Here is a 13,845-nt window from a genome sequence, read left to right on the forward strand (position 1 = left end):
CGTTGACGGACGTGACGGCGGCGCGGCGCAGGCAGGGTGAGCGCTCGGCGGCGACCCGGCGGGCCCTGCTGGACGCGTCGCGCCCGCTCTTCGCCGCCCACGGCTTCGCCGGCGTGAGCGCCGAGGCGATCGTGCGCGCGGCCGGCGTCACCCGCGGCGCCATGTACCACCACTTCGCCGACAAGACCGAGCTGTTCGCGGCGGTCTTCGAGGCGGTGGAACGCGAGGCGACCGAGCGGATCGACCGGGCCGTGGCCGAGGCGGACGAGCAGGACCCGATCCGGCTGATGAAGTTCGGCGCGTCGGTGTGGCTCGACGTGTCGGCCGAACCGGCGGTGCAGCGCATCGCGATCGTGGACGCGCCGTCGGTGCTCGGCCACGCCCGGTGGCGCGAGATCGGCCTCGGCTATGCGATGGGTCTCGTGCTGTCGCTGATCGAGTGGGCGATCTCGGCCGGTCGGCTGCCCCCGCAGCCGCCGCAGCCGCTCGCGCACGTCATGCTCGGTGCCCTGGACGAGGCGGTGCTGTTCATCGCCCAGGCCGAGGACCGGGTGCAGGCGCGCCACGACGTCGGCGTGGTGATCGACCGGCTCATCGACGCCCAGGCAGCCGACCTGGGCGGGCCCGACCGCTGAGCCCGGCCCGCGCATAGAGCTGCTCGCCGTAGTGCGCCGGGGCGTACGCGCGCCCGTCGTAGCGGCGCAGGTAGGAGTCGTACTGGTCGGGGAACGCGCCGCGCAGCCAGTCCAGGAAATGCTCTCGGACACCGGGACGCAGGTAGAGCGCACCGATGCCCAGCAGCCGGCCGCCGGCGTCGTCGATCGCGGTGACGACCTCGCGCAGCTGCCGGGGATCGTCGCTCAGGCCGGGCAGGACCGGGGCGACGAGCGCGCCGGTCCGGATGCCCGCGGCGGTGAGGGCGGCCATCGCCGCCACCCGTCGGCGTGGGTTGGGGCTGCCGGGCTCGCTCGCCCGCCAGACGCGCTGGTCGAGGGTGCCGATCGAGAAGCCGACCGACACGTCGGTGCACTCGTTCGCCGTCCGGAGCACGTCGAGATCGCGGGTGACCAGCGGTGACTTGGTGAGGATCGAGAAGGGCGTGGCGTGCTCGGTCAACGCCTCGAGCACGCCGCGGGTGAGACGGTATTTCGCCTCCGCCCGCTGGTAGGGGTCGGTGTTGGTGCCCATCGCGACCGGGTCGCGCCGCCAGGCCGGGTCGGCCAGCTCGGCCCGCAACCTCTCGACGGCGTTGATCTTGACGACGATGCGGCGGTCGAAGTCGTCCCCGAGGTTGAGTCCGAGGTATTCGTGCGTGGGGCGGGCGAAGCAGTACGAGCACGCATGAGAACAGCCGCGGTAGACGTTGATCGTCCAGTTCGTCGGGGCGCGGGAGCCGTCGGGGACGTGGTTGAGGATGCGCTTGGCGGTGACGTGCAGGAACTCCAGCCCGGACATGCGGCCGGTGCCCGCGACCGGGGTGACGAGGTCCTCGACCGCGAACAGACCCGGGGCCGCGTCGCCGGTGGTCGCCCATCTCATCGCGCACCACCGTCGGGTCTCGACTGGCGACTTCGGCGGCCGACTGGCGACCTTCGCGCCGACTGGCGACCTGTAGGTCGCCAGTCGGCTGACGGGTCGCCAGTCGACGCTCGAAGTCGCCAGTCAACGTGGTGGGGGGCGTTGCTCACCGGAAGTCCCGTGAGGTGTTGCGCAGGCCGAGGTGCAGGCGTTCCAACCGCTCGGCGAGGACGTTGATCACGCCGTCCTTCGTGTTCTCCAGCATGCCGCGGATCACCAGACCGCCGGACTCGCGGGCGACGCGGCGGTAGCGCTGCCACACGACCTCGTCGACGATGACGTTGACCATGCCCGTCTCGTCCTCGAGGTTGAGGAAGGTGACGCCGCGGGCCGTGGCCGGCCGTTGCCGATGGGTGACGACGCCGCCGATGCGCACCCGGGTGCGGTTCGGGATCGCCCGCAACCCCGCGGCGGGGACGATCCCGAGCGCGTCGAGGCGCGGCCGGATCAGCGCGGTCGGGTAGACCTCGGGCGTGACGCCGGTGGCCCACATGTCGGCGATGAGCTGTTCCGGGCCGGTCATCGCCGGCAGCTGGGCGGGGGCGGTCTCGTCGAAGGTGACGAGGTCGAGCTGGCCGGGTCGGGCGGTGGCCGCCGCGCCCGCGCCCCACAGCGCGTCGCGCCGGCCGGGGCCGAAGCAGTCGAAGGCGCCGGCGGTGGCGAGCGCCTCGACCTGGTCGGCGGTCAGGCCGACCCGCCGCGAGAGATCGGCCATCGAGGCGAACGGGCCGCGGCCGCGCTCGTCGACGATCGCCTGCGCCAGCTCGTCGCCGATCGTCCGGACCGACCCCAGGCCCAGCCGGACCGCGGGCTGCGGCGCGTCGAGGCAGGCGCACTGCGACGGCCCGTCGGCGGCTTCGAGCGACGCCGCGGCCAGCGAGTCGGCCAGCGACGGCCCGCGTACCTCGATGCCGTGGCGTTTCGCGTCGTGCACCAGTGACTGCGACGAGTAGAAGCCCATTGGCTGTGCATTGAGCAGTGCTGCGCAAAAGGCGGCGGGGTAGTGGAGTTTCAGCCAGGACGACGCGTAGACCAGCAGGGCGAACGAGATCGAGTGCGACTCGGCGAAGCCGAACGACGCGAAGGCGCTGATGCGCTCGAAGATGCGGTTGGCGACCTCGCCCCGGATGCCGTTGCGCTCCATGCCCTCGTACAGGCGCCGGCGCATCGCCTCGATCTTGTCCTTGCCGCGCTTGGACCCCATGGCGCGGCGCAGGGTGTCGGCCTCGGCGGGGGAGAAGTCGGCGACGCCCACCGCGATCTGCATCAGCTGTTCCTGGAACAGCGGGATGCCCCGGGTGCGTTCGAGGGCGGGCTTCAGCTTCGGGTGCGGGTAGGTGACCTCCTCGTCGCCGTTCTTGCGGCGGATGAACGGGTGCACCGAGTCGCCCTGGATCGGCCCGGGGCGGATGAGCGCGACCTCGCAGGCCAGGTCGTAGAAGCAGTCGGGCTTGAGGCGCGGCAGGGTGGCCATCTGGGCGCGCGACTCCACCTGGAAGACGCCGATCGAGTCGGCTCGCTGCAGCATCTCGTAGACGCACGGAGCCTCCTTGGGAATGGTCGCGAGCTCGTAGGCGACGCCGTGGTGCTCGGCGATCAGGTCGAAGCAGTAGCGCAGCGCCGAGAGCATGCCGAGGCCCAGTAGGTCGAACTTCACGAGCCCGATGTCGGCGCAGTCGTCCTTGTCCCACTGCAGGACGGAGCGGTCCTTCATCCGTCCCCATTCGACCGGGCAGACCTCGATGACCGGCCGGTCGCACATCACCATGCCGCCGGAGTGGATGCCCAGGTGCCGGGGGGTGTTCTGCAGCTCGGCGGCGAGCGCGAGCACGCGCGGCGGGATGTCGGCGGGGATGGGGTCCGGCGCCGGGGCACCGAGCGACGGCGGGGGCTCGCGGTCGGGCAGCGCGGTCGGCTGCGGCGCCGAGAGGTCGCCGGCGCCGGGATGGCTGGGGGTGTAGGACCAGTAGTAGCCCTGCTCGATCTCCTTGCTCCAGGCGTCCTGCTGACCCGGTGAGTAGCCGAGCGCCCGGGCGACGTCGCGGACGGCGGACTTCGGCCGGTAGGTGATGACGTTGGCGACCTGCGCGGCGTGCTCGCGGCCGTGCAGCTCGTAGACGTACTGGATCGCCTCCTCGCGACGGTCGGACTCGATGTCGATGTCGATGTCCGGCGGCTCGCCCCGCTCGGGGGCGAGGAAGCGCTCGAACATCAGGTCGTAGAAGACCGGGTCGACGGCGGTGATCTGCAGCGCGAAGCAGACGGCGGAGTTCGCGGCACTGCCGCGGCCCTGGCACAGGATCCCCTTCGAACGGCAGAAGCGGGCGATGTCCCAGACGACGAGGAAGTAGCCGGGGAAGTTGAGCTGCTCGATGATCTCGAGCTCGTGCTCGATCATCTCGAACGCCTTGTCCCGGTGCGGCTCGCCGCCGAACCAGCGCTCGGCGCCCTCGTAGGTCAGCCGGCGCAGGTACTGCATCTCGGTGAGACCGTCCGGGCACGGGAAGGGCGGCAGGTCGGGTGCGATCAGCTGCAGCGGGAAACTGGCCTCCCGGCCCAGCCGTGCGGCGTTGGCGACGGCGGCCGGCCAGCGGGCGAAGCGCTGGGCCATCTCCTCGCCCGAGCGCAGGTGCTGCCCGGACCACGACGGCAGCCAGCCGTCGATCTCGTCCAGGCTGCTGCGGGCGCGGACGGCGGCGAGCGCCGTCGCGAGCGGTCGTCGCGGTGGCCCGTGATAGTGCGCCGCCGTGGTGGCGACGAGGGGCAGCCCGAACCGCCCGGCCAACCCGGCGAGCACCTCGTATCGCTCGTCGGCCAGCGGGTCGAGCTCGTAGGTGAGCTCGACGGCGACGTTGTCGCGGCCGAAGTTGTGCACCAGCGCGTCGAGGGCGCGCCCGGCCGCTGCCTCGCCGCCGCGGTCGAGCGCCCGCCGCACGGCGCCCTTGCGACACCCGGTGAGGACGAGCCAGCGGCCGTCCGCCGCGGCGCCGAGCTCCTCGACGCTGTCGTAGCGGGGCCGGCCCTTGGCGCCGCCGCGCAGGTGGGCCTGGCCGATGGCGCGGGAGAGTCGGGCGTAGCCGTCGGGGTCGCGGGCCAGGGCGAGCAGGTGCGTGCCGGGCGGATCCGGGACGCCGACCCGCGACGCGATCGCCGCCTCGGACTGCGTCCGCGCGATCGGGACGTCGAGTGACAGCTCGGCCCCGAACGCCGTCGGCAGGTCGTGACTGGCGGCGGCCTCGGCGAAGCGGACCAGGCCGTAGACGCCGTCGTGATCGGTGAGCGTCAGCCCGTCGAGGCCGAGGCGGACGGCCTCCTCGACGAGCTCCTCGGGTGACGACGCGCCGTCGAGGAAGCTGAACGAGGAGTGCGCGTGGAGCTCGGCGAACGGGACGCCCGCACCGGGTCGGACGACCGGCTCGGCCGGTGTGTACGCCTCGCGCTTGCGCGACCAGGCGGGGGAGTCGCCGCCGTCGCCGCGGGGCGGGTCGCCGATGGCGACCGGGCGGCCGGACAGCCGGCGCTCGAGCTCCCGCCACGGGATCTCCGGATTCTCCCAACCCACCTCATGATTAGAACACGGGTTCGGTTCGTCGCGCTCCGGATCGTCGGAGCCGACCGGGTCGGGCGCGAGCCGACACGGCGAGACGAGCCGCGAGCGCCGCGCCGATGGCGGCGCATCGGGCCGGTACGGCCTACCTGGCGTTGCGCCCCCACCGTGCGAGCGCGACGATCGCCTCGCGCAGAGCGAGCCCGCGCTCGGTCAGCGCGTAGGCCCGCGTGTTGTGTCGCAGGGGTAGGCGTGACAGCACGCCGGCCGCTTCGAGCTCACGCAACCGGGTCGCGAGGATGTTCGTCGGCGCCCCGAGGTCGCGTTGCAGGTCGCCGTAGCGCTGCGGCCCGTCGAGCAGTCGGTCCACGATGAGCAGGGCCCAGCGTGCCCCCACGATGTCGAGGGTCGCAGCAAGGTCGCTCACGCCATCGGTTCGGCATCAGCCTTCACCCAGAACGGCGAGTAGTGGTAGCCGTCCAGGTCGTCGAACTGACGCTGGTACATGAACGAGTAGTCGTCGATGTCGCCTACTCGCCCGCCGGCGCCACGGGCACGTTCGAGGAGTTCGTCGACTGCCTCGCGGCTGTCGAGCCCGAAGGAGACAGTGATCTTCGAGGGGGTGTCGGGTCCGCCGACCAACTCTTCGACGCCGCCGACGCTCGCGTACTTCTCGTGGCTGCCGAGCATGACGTACTGGTCGGGCGCGATCGCGAAGCACGACACATCGTGATCGGACATCTCCGTGTTCAGGGTCCAGCCCAGGGCGGTGTAGAAGGCCGTCGCGCGCTCCACGCTCGCCACCGGGCAGGTGATGAAGAGGCTCATGCGACCAACACTTGCAAAATGCAAGTGCACCGTCAAGGCTGCGACGTCCTCGCGACGGGTTCGCTCGCAGCGCACGCCCACCTGCCGATCTGGACGCGGACACGCTCGCGGATCGATCGTCGGTCCTCACCCGGTGTCGGTCGTCGTCCTGCCGGCCCGCTGAGCGGCGTCGTCCTCGCCGACCCCGCCGGCGAGCGCGGCCTGCAGCTGGCCGGCGAGCCCGACCGATGCCTCGATCTCGACCCGGCGGATCGAGACGCTCTCGACGTTGACGCCGAACGGCATCCCCAGTCGACGGCAGAACTCGATCAGCTCGACGGCGGCGGCCAGGGCGACGTGCTGCGACGCCAGCACGGTGTCGCCGGCGTGGGTCAGATCGTTCTCGATCCACCGAGGGACGTCGACGCCCAACCACTCGAGGAACTCCAGGGTGCGCAGCGAGCCGCACACCGAGAACGTGAACACGATCGGCGCCGGAGCCGTGCCCCGTTCCGCGCACGCGTAGAAGTAGTCCGACACGAGGTTCTTCGCGGCGTTGACGTCGTAGACGACCTGCGTCACGAAGAACCGACAGCCGGCCCGCTGTTTGGCCAGCATCCGCACGTGTTCGTCACCCCGGCGGTGGTGGCGTTCCGGGATCGCGACCCCGCCGACGACCAGCTCGGGGTTGAGCTCACGGGCCCACGCCTGGGCCTCCGTCAGCGTCGAGGCGGGACGGAGCGAGCTCGACGCCGCGCCGACGAGCACGGTCAGCACCCGCGACGGATCCTGCGTGGCGAGCCAGGAACGGAGTTCGGCAGGGGCGTACTTGCCCACGGCCCGGTAGACCACCGCCGGCGTGGTCCAGTCGCCCAGGTGCGCGGCCAGGTAATCGGCAGGATCGAGAGTCGGCACGAACGGGAACGGACGCTGCTGCGGATTCCGCTCCACCTCGTCGTCGATGTCGTAGAGGACGAGGCCGTCGAGGTCCAGCCCTCGCAGTCGCGCGATCGTGGCGTCGGCGATCTCCTGCACCCGGGCGGTGGCGGTCGCCAGCCGGGGCGGCGTGAGCGCGAACAGCAGGACCTCGCCCGCGCCCTCGCGGATGCGACGTGTCAGCTCCACGCGCGAAACCTACCCGCGGGCCGATGTCGGGGTCGGTCACTAGCCTCGCAAGCCGTGAGCGCCGAGTCACCTGCCGACCTCGCCGCCGTCCGGGCGTCGTACGACGCCGTGGCGGACAACTACGTCGCGATGGTGGGTGACCCGGGGCCGTGGCTGCGAGCTGCGCTCGACGCCTTCGCCGAACAGGTTCGTGAGATCGGCCCGGTGCTGGACGCAGGATGCGGACCCGGCTGGATCTCGGGCTACCTGCGCGACAGGGGGGTCACCGTGACGGGCATCGACCTGTCCCCCCGCATGATCGAGCATGCCCGCCGGCAGCACCCCGACATCCCGTTCGCCGTCGCGTCGGTGACCGATACCGAACCCGAGCCGGCATCGCTCGGCGGTGTTCTCGGCTGGTGGTCGTGGTTCAACCTGCCCCGCGAATGGCTGCCTCGCGTGATCCGGACGATGGCACGGGCGCTGCGTCCGGACGGTCAACTGATCCTGGGGACGCATCGCGGTGAGGGTGAGCATCCGCGCACGCGGTGCTACGGCGATGTTCCGGTGGAGTGGACGACCCACCTCTACCAACCCGAGGAGTTGACGGGCTGGCTCACCGACGCCGGTCTGGAGATCGTGGCGGAGCTGCTCCTGCCACCGCAGCCGCCGTCGAGGAGCCCGCAACTGGTCGTCTCCGCCCGCAAGACCGGGGTTGCGCGCCGCTGAGGACGCATTGCCCCGTGACACGCGGTGTGTGACGGTCTGCGCATGCCACGTCGGGTCGGTCGACCACTCCGCACCGTGGTGCTGCTCGGGTGTCTGGCGGTCGCGCTCAGCGCCTGCGTCCCGTCCGAGCGGGTCGTGTCGCGGGACATGGCCGAGTACGACCTGCCCTATCTGGGCCGGGAAGCGGTGTTCACGTCCGTCGCCGACTGGCGGTCGCTGAACCGTCCCACCGACGCCATGCGCGACTACTTCGGCGGGGGCGGCACGTACCTGGTCGTGGCAGCGCAGCGGGATCGGGTCACCCTCGTGGTCTGGAAGACCGATTCGCCCTACGGTCAACCGTTCGACGGTGGGGAGAAGGCGACGGGGCACGGCTGCGTGACGCTCAGTCGCGCGCCGGGGCAGCCCGGCTCGCGTCGCCCGGTGCGGTCCGTCGTCGTCCCGTGCCCGGACCATCTCGGCCCCCAACCGGACGGCTTCCAGACGTCCTGGGGTCGGGACGCCAACGCGCTCCAGGCGGTGCAGGGCGTGCTCACCGGCGTCGACTTCCGCACGGTCGCCTATGTCCTCCCCGAGCCGTATCAGTCGCCGGTCCGGCGCACGCGAGCCGAGATGCTCGCGATGATCCGCGGGACCCCGATCTCGCGCCGCGAGACGTTGACCGTCGAACCGGCGGCGCGGCAACCGCACGGGCGTCTCGTCGCGCGGCTCTCGGCCGCCGCGACCGCGGCCGACGCCGTCGACACCCGCCGGAGCGTCGTCGCCCGGTCCTGCGGTGTCGTCGACGTCCGGCTGAACGGGACGCTGCCGCCCGGGCAGTCCCACGTCGTCACAGCCGCGCGGTGTCGCTGACGATCGCTGGCGACGACACGACGACACGACGACACGGCGACACGGCGACACGGCCGACCCGCAGAGCGTGTGCGCGGGCATCGTTCGAGGTCATCGGCTCACCGCAGGAATCGCAGTCCGCTGCAGGCCGACGGTAAGTTCCGTCGGTTCTGGGTACCTATCACAGCGAGTTACGTGTAACGTCCTGTCAAGCGTACGGCGCTCCGCGTCGAGAAGAGGGGAGAGCACGATGACCGCCACCGCAGATCCGGCCGCTCGGGCCGCAACGCCTTCCGCGCACGACGACTCCGTCGCTCGTCGGCTGCTCGAGTCCAGCGCCGCGGCGTCCTACGACCCGCAGGTCGAGGTCGACTGGGAGACGCCGCTCGACCCGGCCGACCACGGCACCTGCCCCGAGTGGTCCACGCTCTACGGCACCGCCTACTGGGACGAGCTCGACGAGGCGCAGCGTGCCGAGCTCACCCGGCAGGAGTCGGCGTGCGTCGCGAGCACCGGCATCTGGTTCGAGCTGATCCTGCAGCAGATGATGCTGCGCGACATGTACGTGAAGGACCGCACGTCGGCCGAGTTCCAGTGGGCGCTCACCGAGATCGCCGACGAGTGCCGGCACTCGATCATGTTCGCGCGGGGCGCCGACAAGCTGAACGCGCCGGCCTACCTGCCCAAGCGCGCGGTCGTCGAGCTCGGCCGCGTCTTCAAGACCATCGCCTGGGGCGAGGCCGCGTACGCGGCGATCCTGGTCGCCGAAGAGGTCCTCGACGTCATGCAGCGCGACTGGATGCGCGACGAGCGGGTCGCCCCGTTCGTCCGGACGATCAACAACATCCACGTGGTGGAGGAGTCGCGCCACATGAAGTTCGCGCGGCAGGAGGTCGTCGAGCGCATGGCCGGCGCCGGGGTCGCGCGCCGGCACGCCAGCGCCGTCCTCGTGGCCGCAGCGGCCTACTTCATCGTGACGAGCATGGTGAACGACCGGGTCTACGTCGAGGCCGGACTGGACGTCGAGCGGGCCAAGCGCGAGGCCGCCGGCAACGAGCACTACAAGGCGTTGCTGCGTTCGAGCTGCCGTGGCCTCATGGAGTTCCTCGGCTCGGCCGGTCTGCTCACCAAGCCGGCCGCCGCGATCTACCAGCGCGCCAACCTGCTCTGAGCGCCCAGGCCGCCGATGAGCTACGTCATCACGCAGAACTGCTGCAAGGACGCCTCCTGCGTCTCGGTCTGCCCGGTCAACTGCATCGCTCCGGTGCCCGGCCAGGACGCCTTCGTCACCGAGCCGATGCTCTACGTCGACCCGCGTGCCTGCATCGACTGCGGCGCCTGCGCGGATGCGTGTCCGGTGGACGCGATCGTCCCGGCCGACACGCTGACCGGGGCGCAGCAGCGGTACGAGCGGATCAACGCCGAGCACTTCGCGGCGCAACCGGTGGCGAGCACGACCGACGGGCCGCTGTTCCGCGCCTGGGACCGTCCCCACTTCGACTGGTCACTGCCCAGCGACTTCGCCGGGCTGGACGTCGCGGTCGTCGGCACCGGGCCGGCCGGGCTCTACGCCGCGGAACTGCTGCTGTTGCACACCCGTTCCACCGTGACGCTGATCGACCGGCTGCCGACACCCGGCGGCCTGATCCGCTACGGGGTCGCCCCCGACCATCCGGGTACGAAGCGGATCGGCGAGACGTTCGCGCGGCTCTACACGCACCCGCGAGTGCGGATGCGGCTCGGGACCGAGGTCGGCGACGGGACCGACGGCTCGCTGACGCCGGACGATCTCGCCGCCCGCCACGACGCGGTGATCTACGCGGTCGGTGCCTCGGTGGGGCGACGGCTCGGCCTCCCGGGCGAGTCGCTGCCGGGCAGCCTCACCGGGCCGGAGGCGGTCGGTTGGTACAACGGCCATCCGGACGTCGCGGCCGACGCGGTGCGTCTCGACCGGCCGCGCGCGGTCGTCGTCGGCACCGGCAACGTCGCCCTCGACGTCGCGCGGATCCTCACCGCGGCCCCCGGCTCGCTCGCCGGCACCGCGATCGCCGGGCACGCCCTCGCCGGCCTGCGCGACAGCGCGCTGCACGAGGTGGTGCTGCTCGCGCGGCGTGGGCCGGACACCGCCGCCTACACCGCGCCGGAGCTGCTCGCGCTTCGCGAACGCCCCGACGTCGAGCTCGTCGTCGACGACCACGACCCGGCCGTCGCCGCGACGATCGACGCGGCACCGTCGCGCTCGCACGCCGCGTTGCTCGCGGGGGTGGCGCGACGTCGGGTCGATCACGCGGCCGAACCACGGCCGGGGCGACGCATCGTGCTGCGATTCCACACGACCGTCGAGCGGTACCTGGGCGAGGGAAGGGTCGAGGGCGTCCGGCTGGCCGACGGCACCGACGTGCTCGCCGGCTCGGTCGTCACCGCCATCGGTTACCACGGCCGGGGCGTTCCGGGGCTGCCGTTCGACGACGCCGCCGGGACCGTCCCCCACGACGGCGGACGGATCGCCGGAGTGCCCGGTGCCTACGCGGTGGGCTGGTGGAAGCGCGGCTCGTCCGGCGGCATCGGCGACAATCGCGCCGACGCGGCCGAGACCGTGCGCACCCTGCTGGACGACGCCGTGGCCGGTCGGCTGCCCGGCCGCTCGCGGCGCGCGGGTCGCTTCTCCCGGACGCGCTGACCCGCGCTTAGCAGTCGCAGCAGTCGCAACAGTCGCAGCAGTCGCAGCACTCGCAGTCGCAGCAGTCGCAGCAGTTCTTGCAGCCGCGCTTGCAGCGTCCCCAGCAGCTGTTGTCCCGGTGGTCGTCCCCGTCGTCGTGCGAGTCGCGGCACGAGCGGCACGTCCCGCAGGCGACGAGCGAGCCGAAGCACGCGGCGACCCGGCCGCGCTTCTTCCCGTCGGGGATCGGCGCCTCCCACCCCGCCGGTAGATCAGCCGGCGGCTGCTGCTGCGGCGGCAGCGGTGGGGTCAGCGGCGGCGGGCCGGGAGGGGGATCGCCCGGCACGCCGGCGGCACGGAAGGTGCGCCGCACGGCGTGCTCCAGCTCGTGGACGAGCAGGACGTGGACGAGCCCGTCGTCGGCGAACGCGACCTCGCGCAGCGCGAGGCGCACGCCCAGGACCGCGTCGTCGCAGTGCCGCCGCACCTCGGCGGGCGTGAGCCCGAAGGCCAGCACCGGGTTCCACGCCCGGGCGAGGCGGTCGGCCTCCAGGTCCTCGACGGCGTCGAGCAGGTGGGCGAGCCGGCCGAAGAAACGGCCGGCCTCGGCCAGCGGCGCCGCGTTGTCCGGCCGGCCGGCGACGGTGGCCGTGTGCGCGAAGGCCAGCGCGGTGGCGGCCTCGGTCGGCGCGGTCGCCTCGAGCACCGAACAGGCCGCGTTCTCCACCGCATGCTGCTCGGCGACGGCGTTCAGGACGGCCTCGGTGTCGAGGGCCAGTGCAGTGCCCGTCACCGTCCCGGCCCCGGCGAAACGATCGGCGACCCGGTCGGCGGCCCGCGACCGCAGCCGGCCGGCGATGTCGCCGTCGGCGACGTGATCGCGCAGCTTCGCCGACGCCAGCAGCAGCGAGACCGAGGCCGCCAGACGCGCACCCGCCCCGTCGGCGACCGACGCCGACCGCATCCCGCGCAGCGCGCACGCGCCGGCACGGCGACGGTTGCCGGTGACCCCGCGCTGCGCCTCGACCAGCGCCGAGACGACGACGGCGTCGTAGTTGGTGACCAGCCGGGCGGCGTGGCCGTGCTCGTCACGCAGCGCGAGGCACAGGCCGCACAGGTGTGCGAGCCAGGCCTCCTGCAGGCGCGGGGCGAGCCGGTTGCGGCAGGGGCGCACGATCCCGAACATGCGCCGCAACCTATCGGCGGGGCGGCATGGAGGGAACCGGACACGACCGCCCCGGCGTGGCGCGCGCCGCGGCGGCGTGTACGACGCGACGCGAGCGGGCAGGACGTTCGTGCGAAGCGCAACGACGAGCAGGGAGTGCCCCATGGCCGACAACACCTATCGCGTCACCGAGATCGTCGGGACGTCCGAGACGGGGATCGACGACGCGATCAAGGGCGCGGTGTCGCGCGCGTCGCGCACACTGCGTGACCTCGACTGGTTCGAGGTGACCGAGATCCGCGGCCACATCGAGAACGGCGAGGTCGCGCACGTCCAGGTCGGCCTGAAGATCGGTTTCAAGCTCGAGGACTGACGGCGGTCGCGGCCGTTAGCGTGGGCCCATGGCCGTGCTGCTCGTCGTCCACCACACCGCCTCGCCCGGGATGCACGAGTTGCTCGAGGCGGTGCTGGCCGGGACGCGCGCCGAGGGCATCGAGGGCGTCGAGGTGCGGACCCGCGCCGCGCTCGTCGCCTCGCCCGTCGACGTGCTCGCGGCCGACGGTTTCCTGCTCGGGACGCCGGCGAACATCGGTTACCTCTCCGGCGCGCTGAAACACTTCTTCGACGGCATCTACTACCCCACGATGACCGAGAAGCCGGGGGCCCCGTACGGGTTGTGGGTACACGGCAACGACGGCACGCAGGGCGCGGTCCGTGCCGCGGAGTCGATCACCAAGGCGTTGGGGTGGCAGCAGGTGCACAAGCCCGTCGAGATCACCGGCGGCGCGGGCAAGGACGCGCGCGCCGCATGCTTCGAGCTCGGCGGCACCGTCGCGGCCGCCCTCATGGCGTGACGCCGTGACCGTCCACCTCGTGATCGAGCAGGAGCTGCCCGCACCGTGTGAGCAGGTGTTCGACACCATTCACGACTACCGGCACCGGCTGGAGTGGGACACCCTGCTGCGGCGCGCCTACACCGTCGACGACGCCCCGCCGGCACGTGGTGTGACGGCGGTGTGCACGGCGGCGTGGTGGCTCGGCGGCTACTCCTTCCGCACCCGGTACGTCACGTTCGACCGGCCAACCGTCGCGGCCATCAAGCTGGAGTCACGGCCGCCGTTCTTCGCGGCGTGGGCGGCGTCGATCCGACACACGTCGCTGCCCGGCGGGCGTTCCCGCGCGACGTACACGATGACGTTCACGGTGCGCCCGGCTCGACTCGCGCCGCTGCTGGAACCGGTCGCGAAGGCGCTCTTCCGGCGCGAGACGCAGCGCCGACTGCGCGCACTCGCGCGGCATCTCGCGCGCTCGAGCTGACGCGCCACGGGTCAGTCGCCGCCGTGGGGGTTGGGGACGAGGACGGTGTGGGCTTGTTTGACGGTGATGGTGGCGTGGGCGGGTGGTCCGGTGATGGTGCCGGGGATG

14 protein-coding genes are annotated in these 13,845 nt (G+C 72.3%); 8 read left to right on the top strand and 6 right to left on the bottom strand.

Annotated features, from left to right (window positions below):
- Positions 1 to 11 precede the first annotated feature (11 nt).
- The gene (locus BUE29_RS20870; RefSeq protein WP_084181613.1) at positions 12 to 635 is read left to right on the top strand and encodes a TetR/AcrR family transcriptional regulator; all 624 of its coding nucleotides are present in this window, start codon (positions 12 to 14) and stop codon (positions 633 to 635) included.
- On the opposite strand, the gene BUE29_RS20875 is transcribed toward BUE29_RS20870, so the two are convergent.
- The 5 genes from BUE29_RS20875 to BUE29_RS20895 all read right to left on the bottom strand — a co-directional run bounded on the left by BUE29_RS20875 (position 592) and on the right by BUE29_RS20895 (position 7,057).
- The gene (locus tag BUE29_RS20875; protein ID WP_073392407.1) at positions 592 to 1,539 is read right to left on the bottom strand and encodes a radical SAM protein; all 948 of its coding nucleotides are present in this window, start codon (positions 1,537 to 1,539) and stop codon (positions 592 to 594) included. The two genes, BUE29_RS20870 and BUE29_RS20875, sit on opposite strands and share 44 nt — an antisense overlap.
- 145 nt (positions 1,540 to 1,684) lie before the next feature.
- On the bottom strand, positions 1,685 to 5,140 hold the full coding sequence (locus BUE29_RS20880) for an error-prone DNA polymerase (protein WP_073392408.1): 3,456 nt from the start codon (positions 5,138 to 5,140) through the stop codon (positions 1,685 to 1,687).
- Positions 5,141 to 5,270: 130 nt separating this feature from the next.
- Positions 5,271 to 5,552 carry a winged helix-turn-helix transcriptional regulator gene (locus BUE29_RS20885; protein WP_073392409.1) on the bottom strand — a complete coding sequence of 94 codons (282 nt, stop codon included), beginning with the start codon at positions 5,550 to 5,552 and terminating at the stop codon, positions 5,271 to 5,273.
- Complete coding sequence (locus BUE29_RS20890) at positions 5,549 to 5,953, bottom strand: VOC family protein (RefSeq protein WP_073392410.1); 405 nt, start codon at positions 5,951 to 5,953, stop codon at positions 5,549 to 5,551. The genes BUE29_RS20885 and BUE29_RS20890 overlap by 4 nt, the downstream gene beginning before the upstream one ends.
- Positions 5,954 to 6,079: 126 nt before the next feature.
- Complete coding sequence (locus BUE29_RS20895) at positions 6,080 to 7,057, bottom strand: methylenetetrahydrofolate reductase (protein WP_073392411.1); 978 nt, start codon at positions 7,055 to 7,057, stop codon at positions 6,080 to 6,082.
- Between the two features lie 54 nt (positions 7,058 to 7,111).
- Here BUE29_RS20895 and BUE29_RS20900 point away from each other — a divergent pair, with 54 nt between their 5' ends.
- From BUE29_RS20900 to BUE29_RS20915, 4 genes are all read left to right on the top strand, one after another.
- A complete protein-coding gene (locus BUE29_RS20900; protein ID WP_073392412.1) occupies positions 7,112 to 7,765 on the top strand; it encodes a class I SAM-dependent DNA methyltransferase in 654 nt (217 codons plus the stop codon).
- A 42-nt stretch (positions 7,766 to 7,807) separates the two neighbouring features.
- Positions 7,808 to 8,617: a hypothetical protein gene (locus tag BUE29_RS20905; protein WP_143168311.1), complete on the top strand. Its 810-nt coding sequence runs from the start codon at positions 7,808 to 7,810 to the stop codon at positions 8,615 to 8,617.
- A 229-nt stretch (positions 8,618 to 8,846) separates the two neighbouring features.
- Entirely contained in the window at positions 8,847 to 9,767 is a 921-nt protein-coding gene (locus BUE29_RS20910; RefSeq protein WP_073392414.1) for an AurF N-oxygenase family protein, read from the top strand.
- A gap of 15 nt (positions 9,768 to 9,782) precedes the next feature.
- On the top strand, positions 9,783 to 11,276 hold the full coding sequence (locus tag BUE29_RS20915) for an FAD-dependent oxidoreductase (RefSeq protein WP_073392415.1): 1,494 nt from the start codon (positions 9,783 to 9,785) through the stop codon (positions 11,274 to 11,276).
- A gap of 7 nt (positions 11,277 to 11,283) precedes the next feature.
- Here BUE29_RS20915 and BUE29_RS20920 read toward each other — a convergent pair whose 3' ends face one another.
- Positions 11,284 to 12,441, bottom strand: a complete 1,158-nt coding sequence (locus BUE29_RS20920) for a DUF5685 family protein (RefSeq protein ID WP_073392417.1) — start codon at positions 12,439 to 12,441, stop codon at positions 11,284 to 11,286.
- 142 nt (positions 12,442 to 12,583) lie between these two features.
- Between BUE29_RS20920 and BUE29_RS20925 the strand changes: the two genes are divergently transcribed.
- The 3 genes from BUE29_RS20925 to BUE29_RS20935 are packed head-to-tail and all read left to right on the top strand — an operon-like array spanning position 12,584 to position 13,737.
- Positions 12,584 to 12,793 carry a dodecin gene (locus BUE29_RS20925; RefSeq protein WP_073392419.1) on the top strand — a complete coding sequence of 70 codons (210 nt, stop codon included), beginning with the start codon at positions 12,584 to 12,586 and terminating at the stop codon, positions 12,791 to 12,793.
- A gap of 28 nt (positions 12,794 to 12,821) precedes the next feature.
- Complete coding sequence (locus BUE29_RS20930) at positions 12,822 to 13,274, top strand: flavodoxin family protein (RefSeq protein WP_073392421.1); 453 nt, start codon at positions 12,822 to 12,824, stop codon at positions 13,272 to 13,274.
- A gap of 4 nt (positions 13,275 to 13,278) precedes the next feature.
- Positions 13,279 to 13,737: an SRPBCC family protein gene (locus BUE29_RS20935; RefSeq protein ID WP_073392423.1), complete on the top strand. Its 459-nt coding sequence runs from the start codon at positions 13,279 to 13,281 to the stop codon at positions 13,735 to 13,737.
- Positions 13,738 to 13,845: the final 108 nt, after the last annotated feature.

Source organism: Jatrophihabitans endophyticus, from assembly GCF_900129455.1.
GTDB classification, from domain to species: Bacteria; Actinomycetota; Actinomycetes; order Mycobacteriales; family Jatrophihabitantaceae; genus Jatrophihabitans; species Jatrophihabitans endophyticus.